This window comes from Streptomyces sp. NPDC057682, assembly GCF_042799575.1.
In the GTDB taxonomy this organism is placed as follows: Bacteria; Actinomycetota; Actinomycetes; order Streptomycetales; family Streptomycetaceae; genus Streptomyces.
In genome coordinates this window covers 1-12441 of record NZ_JBHVIN010000022.1, presented here as the reverse complement: position 1 = coordinate 12441, position 12441 = coordinate 1, and the positions used below count along the sequence as shown (strand labels likewise).

Annotated in this window: 11 protein-coding genes; 9 read left to right on the top strand and 2 right to left on the bottom strand. The window is 72.2% G+C overall.

Annotation, left to right across the window (positions count from 1 at the left end; all coding sequences use genetic code 11):
* Positions 1 to 8: 8 nt before the first annotated feature.
* Positions 9 to 437, bottom strand: coding sequence for a metallopeptidase family protein (locus ACFVDM_RS32515; protein ID WP_383648864.1), 429 nt, complete (start codon positions 435 to 437; stop codon positions 9 to 11).
* 325 nt (positions 438 to 762) lie between these two features.
* On the opposite strand from ACFVDM_RS32515, the gene ACFVDM_RS32510 reads away from it, so the two are divergent.
* The 8 genes from ACFVDM_RS32510 to ACFVDM_RS32475 all read left to right on the top strand — a co-directional run bounded on the left by ACFVDM_RS32510 (position 763) and on the right by ACFVDM_RS32475 (position 9513).
* Positions 763 to 1137, top strand: a complete 375-nt coding sequence (locus ACFVDM_RS32510) for a DUF3499 domain-containing protein (protein ID WP_383648862.1) — start codon at positions 763 to 765, stop codon at positions 1135 to 1137.
* A gap of 69 nt (positions 1138 to 1206) precedes the next feature.
* Complete coding sequence (locus ACFVDM_RS32505) at positions 1207 to 2580, top strand: phosphomannomutase/phosphoglucomutase (protein ID WP_383648860.1); 1374 nt, start codon at positions 1207 to 1209, stop codon at positions 2578 to 2580.
* A gap of 577 nt (positions 2581 to 3157) precedes the next feature.
* The gene (locus ACFVDM_RS32500) at positions 3158 to 3340 is read left to right on the top strand and encodes a Trm112 family protein (RefSeq protein ID WP_383648857.1); all 183 of its coding nucleotides are present in this window, start codon (positions 3158 to 3160) and stop codon (positions 3338 to 3340) included.
* Positions 3341 to 3444: 104 nt separating this feature from the next.
* Entirely contained in the window at positions 3445 to 4581 is a 1137-nt protein-coding gene (locus ACFVDM_RS32495) for an SIS domain-containing protein (protein WP_383648853.1), read from the top strand.
* Between the two features lie 97 nt (positions 4582 to 4678).
* The gene (manA, locus tag ACFVDM_RS32490; protein WP_383648850.1) at positions 4679 to 5902 is read left to right on the top strand and encodes a mannose-6-phosphate isomerase, class I; all 1224 of its coding nucleotides are present in this window, start codon (positions 4679 to 4681) and stop codon (positions 5900 to 5902) included.
* Between the two features lie 88 nt (positions 5903 to 5990).
* Positions 5991 to 6968, top strand: coding sequence for a cation diffusion facilitator family transporter (locus ACFVDM_RS32485; protein ID WP_383648846.1), 978 nt, complete (start codon positions 5991 to 5993; stop codon positions 6966 to 6968).
* Between the two features lie 247 nt (positions 6969 to 7215).
* Positions 7216 to 8673 carry an adenosylhomocysteinase gene (gene ahcY, locus ACFVDM_RS32480; protein ID WP_383648842.1) on the top strand — a complete coding sequence of 486 codons (1458 nt, stop codon included), beginning with the start codon at positions 7216 to 7218 and terminating at the stop codon, positions 8671 to 8673.
* A gap of 228 nt (positions 8674 to 8901) precedes the next feature.
* Positions 8902 to 9513 carry a hypothetical protein gene (locus ACFVDM_RS32475; RefSeq protein WP_383648839.1) on the top strand — a complete coding sequence of 204 codons (612 nt, stop codon included), beginning with the start codon at positions 8902 to 8904 and terminating at the stop codon, positions 9511 to 9513.
* 166 nt (positions 9514 to 9679) lie between these two features.
* Here the strand turns inward: ACFVDM_RS32475 and ACFVDM_RS32470 are convergent, their stop codons facing one another.
* Positions 9680 to 10885 (bottom strand): RDD family protein, encoded by a 1206-nt coding sequence (locus ACFVDM_RS32470; RefSeq protein WP_383648835.1) that lies wholly within the window; start codon positions 10883 to 10885, stop codon positions 9680 to 9682.
* Positions 10886 to 11008: 123 nt separating this feature from the next.
* Between ACFVDM_RS32470 and ACFVDM_RS32465 the strand changes: the two genes are divergently transcribed.
* Positions 11009 to 12016, top strand: a complete 1008-nt coding sequence (locus tag ACFVDM_RS32465) for a stage II sporulation protein M (RefSeq protein WP_383648832.1) — start codon at positions 11009 to 11011, stop codon at positions 12014 to 12016.
* The last annotated feature ends 425 nt before the right edge of the window (positions 12017 to 12441 follow it).

Sequence of the window (12441 nt, the reverse complement as noted above, 5' to 3'; positions counted from 1 at the left end):
ACGACCGGTTACTCCTGCCCGTACCGCGGGTCCACCGACTCCGGCGCCAGCCCGAGCAGCTCCGCGACCTGCTCCACCACGACCTCGTGCACCAGCAGCGCCCGCTCGTCGCGGTTCTTGGTGCGGATCTCGACGGGCCGGCGGTAGACGGCGATCTGCGCGGGCCGCTCCTTGCGCGCCGACACCGCGCTGCCCAGCGGCACCGTCTCCTCCGACGTCTCCGGCACGTCGAGGACCACGAAGTCGACCTCGGCCAGTTGCGGCCACCGCCGCTCCAGCCGCTCCACCGAGTCCTGCACCAGATCGCGGAAACTGTCCGCCCTGCTGGCCGAGAGCGGCACCTGCGGCGGGGCTACGGGTCCGCGCATCCCCCGCCCGTGCCGGTCGCGGCGGCGGGGACGGGGTTCGGGCGGGTGGGGAGGTACGGGACTGTCCATCACTGACGCAGCGTAACCCCGCACCACCGGCACGGACCGCCGCTGCGCCGGACCCGGTCCGGGCACCTTCCGGCAGGACCTGATCCGGCCAGGAGGCCTCACGTTTTCGGCCCAGCTCCCCTTCGTCGCGACCCGGTCGCACGACGGGATTCACCCCGCGCGACGTCCGCGGCGACCGCCGCGCGACGGCGCGGACATCTCCTCCCGCCCAGGTCAGGGGAGTTGCCCGGAGGTCCGATGTGTCCGGTCTCACAGGCCGACACGGTGGGGTGAGCTGAGGGAGAGTCGTCGCAGCCCGTTCAAGAGTGCGGTACCGTCCAACATCGTGAGCCCTGTACGTCGCTGTTCGCGCACCGCGTGCGGCCGCCCTGCCGTCGCGACACTGACGTACGTCTATGCCGACTCGACTGCGGTCCTCGGCCCGCTCGCCACCTACGCCGAGCCCCACTGCTACGACCTCTGTGCCGAGCACAGCGAGCGCCTGACCGCGCCCCGGGGCTGGGAGGTCGTCCGGCTCTCCGATCCCTCCGCCCCCACCCGCCCCAGCGGTGACGACCTCGAAGCGCTGGCCAACGCCGTCCGCGAGGCGGCCCGCCCGCAGGACCGCGGCGACGGCACCCGGGGCGGCCCGCGCACGGCGGACCCGATGGAGGTCGCCCGCAGGGGCCACCTCCGCGTGCTGCGTTCGCCCGACTCCTGACCGCCGGCCGGGGCGTCCTCGGCCGCCGGGTAGTTTGGCGGTCCGAAGAAACCTCAGGAGGACCGGCCCGTGACCGCAGATCTGTCGCAGCTCGTGAAGGCGTACGACGTGCGGGGGGTCGTGCCCGACCAGTGGGACGAGGACCTGGCCGAGCTGTTCGGCGCGGCGTTCGTCGAGGTGACCGGCGCGGAGGCCGTCGTCGTCGGCCACGACATGCGCCCCACGTCCCCCGCCCTGTCCGGCGCCTTCGCCCGGGGCGCGGCGGCCCGCGGCGCCGACGTCACCCTGATCGGCCTCTGCTCGACCGACCAGCTGTACTACGCCTCCGGGGCGCTGGACCTGCCGGGCGCGATGTTCACCGCCTCCCACAACCCGGCGCGGTACAACGGGATCAAGATGTGCCGGGCCGGAGCCGCCCCCGTCGGCCAGGACACCGGTCTCGCCGAGATCCGCACCCTCGTCGAGGGGTGGTCGTCGACCGGCGCCCCCGCCCCGGCCGTGCGCCCCGGCACCGTCACCCGCCGCGACACGCTCTCCGACTACGCAGCCCACCTGCTGTCCCTGGTCGACCTGACCCGGATCCGTCCCCTGAAGGTCGTCGTCGACGCGGGCAACGGCATGGGCGGCCACACCGTCCCGACGGTCTTCGACGGCCTCCCGCTGGACCTCGTCCCGATGTACTTCGAGCTGGACGGCACCTTCCCCAACCACGAGGCCAACCCGCTCGACCCCGCGAACATCGTCGATCTCCAGGCCCGGGTGCTCGCCGAGGGCGCCGACCTCGGTCTCGCCTTCGACGGCGACGCCGACCGCTGCTTCGTCGTCGACGAGAAGGGCGCGGGCGTCTCCCCGTCCGCGATCACCGCCCTGGTCGCGGCCCGCGAGCTGGCCCGCAACGGCGGTACGGGCACGGTGATCCACAACCTGATCACCTCCCTGACCGTCCCGGAGGTCGTACGCGAGAACGGCGGCACCCCGGTCCGCACCCGCGTCGGCCACTCCTTCATCAAGGCCGAGATGGCCGCCCACGGCGCGATCTTCGGCGGTGAGCACTCCGCCCACTACTACTTCCGCGACTTCTGGAACGCCGACACCGGCATGCTCGCCGCCCTGCACGTCCTGGCGGCCCTCGGCGGCACCGACGAGCCCCTGTCGGCCCTCGTCGCCCAGTACGACCGCTACACCGGCTCCGGCGAGATCAACTCCACCGTCGACGACCAGCCGGGCCGTACCGCCGATGTGCGCGCCGCCTTCGCCTCCCGCGAAGGCGTCACCACCGACGACCTCGACGGCCTCACCGTCACCGGCCCCACCTGGTGGTTCAACCTCCGCCCCTCCAACACCGAGCCTCTCCTCCGCCTCAACGTCGAGGCCCGGGACGAGGCCACGATGACGGCGGTCCGCGACGAGGTCCTGACCCTGATCCGCACATCCGGGACCTGAACACGGCGGCTGCGCGCGGCGCCCGTCGGCCCCGCAGGCCGGTCTTCGCGGCGTGGGGGCTGCAGGAGGCCGGAGGCGGGTGGTCTCGGTGGGACGTCCGCCGTGTTCTTCCAGCCCCGCCGGCGTTTGAGGCGCGGGGTCCGGGGCAGCGCCCCGGTTACGGGAAGGGGCGGGGAGGGGACAAGGCCTGCCGCAGGCACCCACCCACCCGCACCCAACCCACCCCGCTGCCCCGGCACCGCCAACCCACCCCGCTGCCCCCGGCACCGCCAAGGCACCCCCGCTGCCCCGGCACCGCCAACCCACCCCGCTGCCCCCGGCACCGCCAAGGCACCCCCGCTGCCCCGGCACCGCAAGGCGCCCCCGCATCCGCGGAACCACCCGCCGGGCCGGGCCGCGCCTCCGCCACCCCGGCGGTAGGCTGACCTCGCCCGTTCCCCAGGGAACGAACACGACCCGCACCACGCGGCACCGAACACCGCACGGCGATCGCCCGCACCACAGGCACCGCCCGCACCCGGCGCCGCCGGTGCCCCGCCACACCCACGCCGCCCGACCGCCCGAAGGGACCCGCCCCATGCCGCTCGAAGCCGGCCTCCTGGAGATCCTGGCCTGCCCGGCCTGCCACTCGCCCCTCGACGACCGGTCGACGGCCGACAGCCCGGAACTGATCTGCACCGGCACCGACTGCGGCCTGGCCTACCCCGTACGGGACGGCATCCCCGTCCTGCTCGTCGACGAGGCCCGCCGCCCCGCCTAGGACGTGTTCCGTGAAGCCCCGCCTGCTCGGCGACGCTTTCAGCACACGCCCCAGTCCGGGCCCCGCCCGCACGGTGATCGGCACGTGATCGGAGGACCGTCCCCATGCTCGACGAGTCGTTGCTCGACGCCCCGGAAGCCCTGGCCCGAGCCGACCGCCGCGGTCTGCTCCGCGGCGCCGCCGAGGCAGGGGCCCGGGTCCGCACCGCCGCCCGGCACGCCGCCGAGGCCGGAATCACCGAGCTGAACCCGGAGGGCCGCCCGCGCGCCGTCCTGGTCGCCGGGCCCGGCACCGCCGCCACCGGCGTCGCCGACCTGATCGCGGCCCTGGCCGGCGCCTCCGCCCCGGTCACCCGCATCCACCCGACCGGCGTGGCGCCCGCCGCGGGCGCCCTGCGCTGGACGCTGCCCGGCTGGGCCGGCTCCGTGGACCTCCTCCTCGTCGCCACCGCCGACGGCTCCGAACCGGGCCTCGCCCTCCTGGCCGAACAGGCCTACCGGCGCGGCTGCACCGTCGTGGCCGTGGCCCCCCGCACCTCACCGCTGCGCGAGGCGGTCGACGGGGTGCACGGCCTCGTCGTACCGATGGCCTCCGCCCCGCACGGCGAGTACGACGCCGAGACCTCGGCCGCCGGCCCCGGCACCCTCTGGGCCCTGTTCACCCCGCTGCTCGCCCTCCTCGACCGCGTCGGCCTGGTCACCGCGCCCGCCGACGCGCTCCAGTCCGTGGCCGACCGGCTGGACCGCACGGCCGAACGGTGCGGCCCGGCGATCGCCACGTACAGCAACCCGGCCAAGACCCTGGCCGCCGAACTGGCCGACACCCTGCCCCTGATCTGGACCGAGGGCGACACCTCCGGACCGGTCGGCCGCCGCTTCGCCGCCGTCCTGTCCGAACTGTCCGGCCGCCCGGCCCTCGCCGCCGAGCTCCCCGAGGCGCTGCCCGCCCACGGCGGACTGCTCGCCGGGGCCTTCGCCGCCGGAGCCGACCCCGACGACTTCTTCCGCGACCGGGTCGAGGAGTCCGAACCGCTCCACGCCCGCGTCGTCCTGCTCCGCGACCGCGCCGTCGGCGGCCTCAGCGCCGCACCCGCCGCCCGCGAACTGGCCCTCGGCCACGACACGGCGATCAGCGAACTGGAACCGGAGGAGGGCACCCGGCTCGAAGCCCTCGCCGAACTCCTCGCGATCACCGACTTCGCCGCCGTCTACCTGTCGCTGGCCTCGGAAGCCCGCGCCTGACCCGCGCACCCCGCGACGGACCGCGCCCGCGGCACCGCCGCCCCACTACCTCGCCGCCACGAGATCCACGCAGCCCACCCGCACGAGGACGAATTTCATGGACCGGCTCTCCAACACCGTGCGCCCCTACGCATGGGGTTCCACCACCGCCATCCCGGCCCTGCTCGGCATCGCCCCCACCGGCGAACCGCAGGCGGAGATGTGGATGGGCGCCCACCCCGGTGCCCCCTCCCGGATCACCCGCCCCCGCCCCGCCGACGGCCCGGCGGGCGGCTCCACCGTCGGCCCCACCGACGGCTCCGCCCCGGCCGCCGAACAGCCCCTCAATGAGGTCGTCGACGCCGACCCGGTGCGCGAACTCGGCGCGGCCGCCGTAGCGAAGTTCGGCCCCCGGCTGCCCTTCCTCCTCAAGATCCTCGCCGCCGGCGCCCCGCTCTCCCTCCAGGTCCACCCCGACCTCGCCCAGGCGCGCCAGGGGTACGCCGACGAGGAACGCCGCGCCGTACCGCTCGACGCCCCCCACCGCCTGTACAAGGACGCCAACCACAAGCCCGAGCTGATCTGCGCCCTCACCCCCTTCGAGGGCCTGTGCGGCTTCCGCAGGCCCGTCGAGGCCGCCGAGGCGATGGAGGAGCTGGGGGTCGACAGTCTCAAGCCGTACGCCGACCTGCTGCGCGCCCATCCGGAGGACGCCGCCCTGCGCGAGGCCCTCGGTGCGATCCTCGGCGCCGACCCGGCCCGGACGGCCGAGACCGTCGCCGCGGTCGCCGAGGCGGCCGAGCGCACCGGCGGCGCCCACGCCCACCTCGCCGGGCTCGCCCATCACTTCCCCGGCGACGCCGGAGTGGTCGCGGCGATGCTGCTCAACCACGTGCGCCTCCAGCCCGGCGAGGCCCTGTACCTCGGCGCCGGCGTCCCGCACGCCTACATCGAGGGCCTCGGCGTCGAGATCATGGCCAACTCGGACAACGTGCTGCGCTGCGGCCTGACGCCCAAACACGTCGACGTGCCCGAACTCCTGCGCATCGTCCGCTTCGAGGCGGCCGAACCCGGAATCATGCGTCCCGAGGCCTCCCCGCTGGGCGAGGAGGTCTACGAGACCCCGATCGACGAGTTCCGCCTCTCTCGCTTCGCCCTCCCGCCGGGCGGCACCCCCGTGGACCTCACCTCGGCCGGCCCGCAGATCCTGCTCTGCACGGGAGGCGCCCTGAAGGCCGGCGAACTCGCCCTCGGACCGGGCGAATCCGTCTTCGTACCGGCGGACGAGAAGACCGAAGTGTCCGGTACGGGAACCTTGTTCCGCGCCACTGTGGTGGCCTGACGCACCGTCCGTCCCGGCGGCTGCAACAATGTCCGGCCGTACCGCGGCCGCCGGGGCCGCAGCACCGACGAAGGGACACCAGGCACCCATGAGTGCGTCAGGCGGAACCAAGGCGATCGTGGCGGCCCTCGGCGCCAACCTCGCGATCGCAGTGGCCAAATTCGTGGCGTTCCTGTTCAGTGGCTCGTCGTCGATGCTCGCGGAGAGCGTCCACTCGCTCGCCGACTCCGGCAACCAGGGGCTCCTCCTCCTCGGCGGCAAGAAGGCCCAGCGCGAAGCCACCCCCCAGCACCCCTTCGGTTACGGGCGCGAGCGCTACATCTACGCCTTCCTCGTCTCCATCGTGCTCTTCTCGGTCGGTGGCATGTTCGCCGTCTACGAGGGCTACGAGAAGATCAAGCACCCCCACGAGCTGGAGTCCTGGTACTGGCCGGTCGGCGTCCTCGTCTTCGCGATCATCGCGGAGGGCTTCTCCTTCCGTACGGCGATCAAGGAGTCCAACGAGTCGCGCGGCTCCCTCAGCTGGACGGACTTCATCCGCCGCGCCAAGGCCCCCGAGCTCCCCGTCGTCCTCCTGGAGGACTTCGGCGCCCTCATCGGCCTGGTCCTCGCCCTCGGCGGCGTCGGCCTCGCCCTCGGGACGGGAGACGGCGTCTGGGACGGCATCGGCACCCTCTGCATCGGCATCCTGCTGATCGCCATCGCGATCGTCCTCGCGGCCGAGACCAAGTCCCTGCTGCTCGGCGAGGCCGCCGGCACCGACCAGGTCGACAAGATCAAGGCCGCCGTCGTCGACGGCGACACCGTCACCGGCATCATCCACATGCGCACGCTCCACCTCGGCCCGGAGGAACTGCTCGTCGCCGCGAAGATCGCCGTCCAGCACGACGACACCGCCACCGAGGTCGCCAACGCCATCAACGCCGCCGAGTCCCGCATCCGCGAGGCCGTCCCGATCGCCCGGGTCATCTACCTGGAGCCGGACATCTACAACGCGGCCGCCGCCGCGGCCGGCGTGAACCCCGCCAAGAACCCGGGCGGCACGCCGAACGGATCCGGCCACTGACGGTCCCGGATCCGCCCCGAAGCCGCTCCCGGCCCCGCTGGACTGGGAGCGGCTGGGCCGTTCGGTGTAGATTCGACGGCAGTGTCAGACGTCGCTGCTGATGGCGGTCGATCGGTCCGTACGCCGGACCGGCCGAGGGAGAGAGGGCCTCCGACGGACTGCGCTGCGAGCGGTCCGGGCATTGGTGTGCCCACCGCCGCAGAGCCGCCCTGCCCACCCTCGACCCCAATACGAGGAGCAGCCCGTTATGACGACGGTCGCCAACCGACAGGACTTCAAGGTCGCGGATCTCTCCCTCGCGGCGTTCGGCCGCAAGGAGATCACGCTCGCCGAGCACGAGATGCCCGGCCTGATGTCCATCCGCAAGGAGTACGCCGAGGCGCAGCCGCTGGCCGGCGCCCGCATCACCGGCTCGCTGCACATGACCGTGCAGACCGCCGTGCTCATCGAGACCCTCGTCGCCCTCGGCGCCGAGGTCCGCTGGGCCTCCTGCAACATCTTCTCCACCCAGGACCACGCCGCCGCCGCGATCGCCGTGGGTCCGAACGGCACCCCCGACGCCCCCGCCGGCGTCCCCGTCTTCGCCTGGAAGGGCGAGACGCTCGAAGAGTACTGGTGGTGCACGGAGCAGGCCCTGACCTGGCCGAACACCCCCACCGGCGGCCCCAACATGATCCTCGACGACGGTGGTGACGCCACCCTCCTCGTCCACAAGGGCGTCGAGTTCGAGAAGGCCGGCGAGGCCCCGGACCCGTCGACGGCGGACAGCGAGGAGTACGCGCACATCCTCACGCTCCTCAACCGCACCCTGGGCGAGTCCCCGCAGAAGTGGACCCAGCTCGCCTCGGAGATCCGCGGGGTGACGGAGGAGACGACGACGGGTGTGCACCGTCTGTACGAGATGCACCGTGACGGCACGCTGCTGTTCCCGGCGATCAATGTGAACGACGCGGTGACGAAGTCGAAGTTCGACAACAAGTACGGCTGCCGTCATTCGCTGATCGACGGGATCAACCGGGCCACCGATGTCCTGATCGGTGGCAAGACCGCGGTCGTCTGTGGTTACGGCGATGTGGGCAAGGGCTGTGCGGAGTCGTTGCGGGGTCAGGGTGCCCGGGTGATCGTGACGGAGATCGACCCGATCTGTGCGCTGCAGGCGGCGATGGACGGGTATCAGGTCGCGACGCTGGACGACGTGGTCGAGCAGGCGGACATCTTCGTCACGACGACGGGCAACAAGGACATCATCATGGCCTCGGACATGGCCCGGATGAAGCACCAGGCCATCGTGGGGAACATCGGTCACTTCGACAACGAGATCGACATGGCCGGTCTCGCGCGGATCGACGGGATCGTGAAGGACGAGGTGAAGCCGCAGGTCCACACGTGGACGTTCCCGGACGGCAAGGTTCTGATCGTGCTGTCGGAGGGCCGTCTGCTGAACCTGGGCAACGCGACGGGACACCCCTCCTTCGTGATGTCGAACTCGTTCGCGGACCAGACGCTGGCCCAGATCGAGCTGTTCACCAAGCCCGGTGACTACCCGACGGACGTGTATGTGCTGCCCAAGCACCTGGACGAGAAGGTCGCCCGGCTCCACCTGGCCTCGCTCGGTGTCCGGCTCACCACGCTCCGCCCGGAGCAGGCCGCCTACATCGGTGTCGAGGTCGAGGGCCCGTACAAGCCCGACCACTACCGCTACTGAGCCTTCCACCCCGCGCGGATCCGCCGGTGCCCCGTCACACCACCACCGGCCGGTGACCACCGGCCCGTGACGACCGGCCACCGGCGGCCCCTGCGGTGTCCGTGGACGCGCGCGCGTCCACGGACCGGGTGACGCTCAGCAGCAGCTACGTACGCAGGCCCCCGCACCCCCGTGTCGGGGGCCTGCGCCGTACCGCACCCGCACAGCCCGAGGAACCCGAAGGACCCCATGCCCCGCGGCCGATATTCGCTCCACGATCTTCACGACCACACCCCTCTCGGCGAAGAACACTTCACCTGCGCACCCGGCCCCTCCGGCTGGCGCTACCTCTCCCGCACGACCGCCCCGTCCGGCGATCACCTGGGATCGGTGGACCTCACCCTCGACGAACTCGGCCGCCCCATCCGTCTCGAACTCCACACCGCGAGCTGGCAGGTCCGCGGCGCCGCCCTCGAAGGCGTCACCTGGGTGCGCACCGATCCGACCGGCACCCACGCCACCGAAGGCAATGTCCGCGCCCATGCCTTCAGCGGCACGTCCCCCGCGTTCCTCGTCTCGACCGCACGTCTGCTCCGCCTCACCCCCGCTTCCCCGCCCACCCGCATCCGCGTCGTCACCTTCACGGATCCCGTGCTCGCACCCCGGACGGCCGACCAGTCCTGGGCCCTGGTGAACAGTGAAGCGCACGCCACTGACAACGGCCCCCTGACCGTGGACGAATACCAGGTCAGCGCCCTGGACACCGGTGAGCAGTACGCCGTCCACATCGCCGGAGACGTCGTCCTCTCCGCCCCCGGCATCGAACTCGAAGACCTCGACTCCCCGCCCTCCGACCGCTGAGCCGGCACCAGCCCAGGGCATGTCCGGCGGACCTTCGTAAGCCCGCCGACGCCTGGCACGCACGGTCGCCGCACGCCCGAATCACCCATGCACGCCCGGTACAAGGGCGGTCCGGGCGTACGCACCCGACGCCGCAGGCTGATCCACGCAGAGCCGCCGGACCGCCCTAGGCAGGAGGCGCGAACCCCGTGGCAGCGGGCCCGGAGCGCTCGCCCTTCCCGGATCCGGGAGGAGAAGCGGGGGAGGACGTAGGAGCAGCCGAAGCCGCGGACACCCCGGGAGCGGCAGGACCGTCGGGTGCCGCAGACACAGCAGCGGAGGCACCGGAAACCCCAGAAACCCCTGGAGCCTCAGGCACCGAAGAGCCATCAGGCACGCCGGGAGCCCCGTACGTCACAGCGGTCCCAGGCAGGACAGGGGCACCATGCGCACCACCCGCACCGGAGAATCCGGGCACGCCGGGCGCCGCAGGCGCCGAGTAACCCTCGTGAGACCCGTCGCCGGCCGCCTGGGCCACCCCTGCCGGGTACCCCGCAGCGGCCGGACGACCGGCCGGAAAGCCGCCGGCCGGCGCACCCGTCCCGGCCGCCCGGCCCCCGGGGGCGCCCCCTGCGTTCCCCGCCGTCGCGGCGAACGCCCGACGTGCGTCCCGCGCCTGCCGCTCGTTCACCACCGCGGCCAGAAACGCGGCCGCCGGAACCCCCGCCGGGGCCGGAACCCCGGTCCGGGCGGCGACCTCGCCCGCCAGCCGCTGCGCCATACCCCGGCCCACGGCCGCGTCCAACTGGTGCATCCGCGTCAGGTACTGCCGTACCGCCAGCCACAGATCGTCCGGGACCCCCGACAGATCGAGTTCGGCGAACCGGCCGACCAGCCACGGAGGAGGCGGCGGAACGGCAACGCTCCGGCCGCCCGGAACCCGTTCCCGTACGACCAGCGTCCCCGCGAACACGTCCCCGATCCGCCGCCCGCGCGCCGACACCAGCGAAGCGATCGCGGCGACCGTGCCGAGCGTCGCCAGAATCTCCACCACACCCATCGCCCCGCGCACCAGCGCATGCCGGAACCGGATGGGCCCGCCGTCGTCGCGCACCACCCGCAGCCCACACGCGAGCTTCCCCAGCGACCGGCCGTGGCTGAGTGTTTCCACCGCGATCGGCACGCCCACGAGCACGAGCAGATACGTCGCGACGGCCACCGCCGCCAGGGCTGCGTCGTCCAGCGGCGCCGCCGCGAGGGCCAGCCCGATCGACACCAGGACGAAGGCGGTGCCCACCACGGCCAGGTCGATGAGCAGCGCCAGCGAACGGCTCGGCAGTTTCGCCGGCCGCAGCCCCAGCACGACCGCGTCCCCGGTCACCAGTTCGTTCATCGCCGCCACCCCTCGCCGACCGTCCCTGCCCCTCGGGCCCACAGTCTGCCAAGCTGGCCCGCAGAGCGCCGCAGTCGTACGGACCCGTACGCAAGCACCCATGCCCTGGAGCAGCAGCAGCCCATGGACCTCGACGTCTTCGTCAACGCCCACCGCAGTGAGTGGGACCGCCTGGACCACCTCGTACACCGCGGGCGCAAGCGCACGGGCGAGGAGGCTGACGAACTCGTCGATCTCTACCAGCGCACGGCGACCCATCTCTCCCTGATCCAGTCGGGCGCCGCGGACCCCCTGCTCACGGCCCGGCTGACCCAGCTGGTGGCGCGGGCCCGTGCCACGGTGACCGGAACCCGCCGCGCCTCGTGGCGGGACGCCGCGCACTTTCTCACCGCGGGTTTTCCCGCGGCCGTCTACCGTTCCCGGCGCTGGTGGATACCGACCGCCGTCCTCTCCGTCCTGCTGGCGGCCGTCATGGGCTGGTGGATCGGAACCCACCCCGAGGTCCAGGCGGGCATCGGCGCCCCGGAGGACCTGCGCCGGATGACCGATCCCGGCGGCGAGTACGAGACGTACTACTCCAGCCATCCGGCGGCCTCGTTCGCCGCACAGGTCTGGACGAACAACGCGCAGGCCGCCGCGATGTGCCTGGTCCTGGGCGCGTTCCTGTGCGTTCCGGTGATCTGGATCCTGTTCGTCAACGTGCTCAACCTGGCCGTGGGCATCGGCCTGATGTCGTCCGCCGGCCGCCTCGACACCTTTCTCGGCCTGATCCTTCCCCACGGCCTGCTCGAACTGACCGCGGTGTTCGTCGCCGCCGGCACCGGGCTCCAACTGGGCTGGACCGTCATCGACCCGGGCCCTCGAACCCGCCGCTCCGCCCTGGCCCAGCAGGGCCGGGCAGCCGTCGGCATGGCCATCGGTCTCGCGCTCGTCCTGTTCGTCTCGGGCGTCATTGAAGGCTTCGTCACCCCTTCCGGCCTCCCCACCTGGGCGCGCATCACCCTCGGCATCACCGCCGAGCTGGCCTTCCTCGCGTACGTGTACGTCCTGGGCGGCCGGGCCGTCCGCGCGGGAGAAGCGGGCGACATCACCGAGGTCGAACGAAGTGCCGAGCGCCCTGTGGCCGCCTGATGTGCATGTGACCGCACGGAGCTGCTAGTCTCCTCCTCGCCCCAAAAACCGTTGACACGGTGGACCGGGGGAGGTAGATTCAAACGGTTGCCTCGAACTGGACAAGTTCGGGCCCAGCAGGTTAGATATACCTCGCTCCCGACAGAGATACCGATTTTCGAATTTCTCGTGGAGCCATGTGATTCCCACTCTCTGAAGTACCTGGCCGATTAGCTCGGCCAAAACACTTCTGATAAAGTCGAATCAGCCGAAAGGCAAGGCCACTTCAACGGCCACCGGAATTCATATACGGACCGGAAACGGAACGAAATGAGTCTGGTAAGGTTGAGACCGCCGGAAAGGGAAACGCGAAAGCGAAGAACTGGAAAGCGAAAAACGCTTGACCCGCTTCGACCGGGAATCGGACACGAAAGAGTCTGATAGAG

Coding starts and splice junctions, on each gene's coding strand:
- ACFVDM_RS32515 (WP_383648864.1), bottom strand. CDS start 437: ATGGACAGTCCCGTACCTCCCCACCCGCCCGAACCCCGTCCCCGCCGC.
- ACFVDM_RS32500 (WP_383648857.1), top strand. CDS start 3,158: ATGCCGCTCGAAGCCGGCCTCCTGGAGATCCTGGCCTGCCCGGCCTGC.
- ACFVDM_RS32495 (WP_383648853.1), top strand. CDS start 3,445: ATGCTCGACGAGTCGTTGCTCGACGCCCCGGAAGCCCTGGCCCGAGCC.
- manA (WP_383648850.1), top strand. CDS start 4,679: ATGGACCGGCTCTCCAACACCGTGCGCCCCTACGCATGGGGTTCCACC.
- ACFVDM_RS32485 (WP_383648846.1), top strand. CDS start 5,991: ATGAGTGCGTCAGGCGGAACCAAGGCGATCGTGGCGGCCCTCGGCGCC.
- ahcY (WP_383648842.1), top strand. CDS start 7,216: ATGACGACGGTCGCCAACCGACAGGACTTCAAGGTCGCGGATCTCTCC.
- ACFVDM_RS32475 (WP_383648839.1), top strand. CDS start 8,902: ATGCCCCGCGGCCGATATTCGCTCCACGATCTTCACGACCACACCCCT.
- ACFVDM_RS32470 (WP_383648835.1), bottom strand. CDS start 10,885: ATGAACGAACTGGTGACCGGGGACGCGGTCGTGCTGGGGCTGCGGCCG.
- ACFVDM_RS32465 (WP_383648832.1), top strand. CDS start 11,009: ATGGACCTCGACGTCTTCGTCAACGCCCACCGCAGTGAGTGGGACCGC.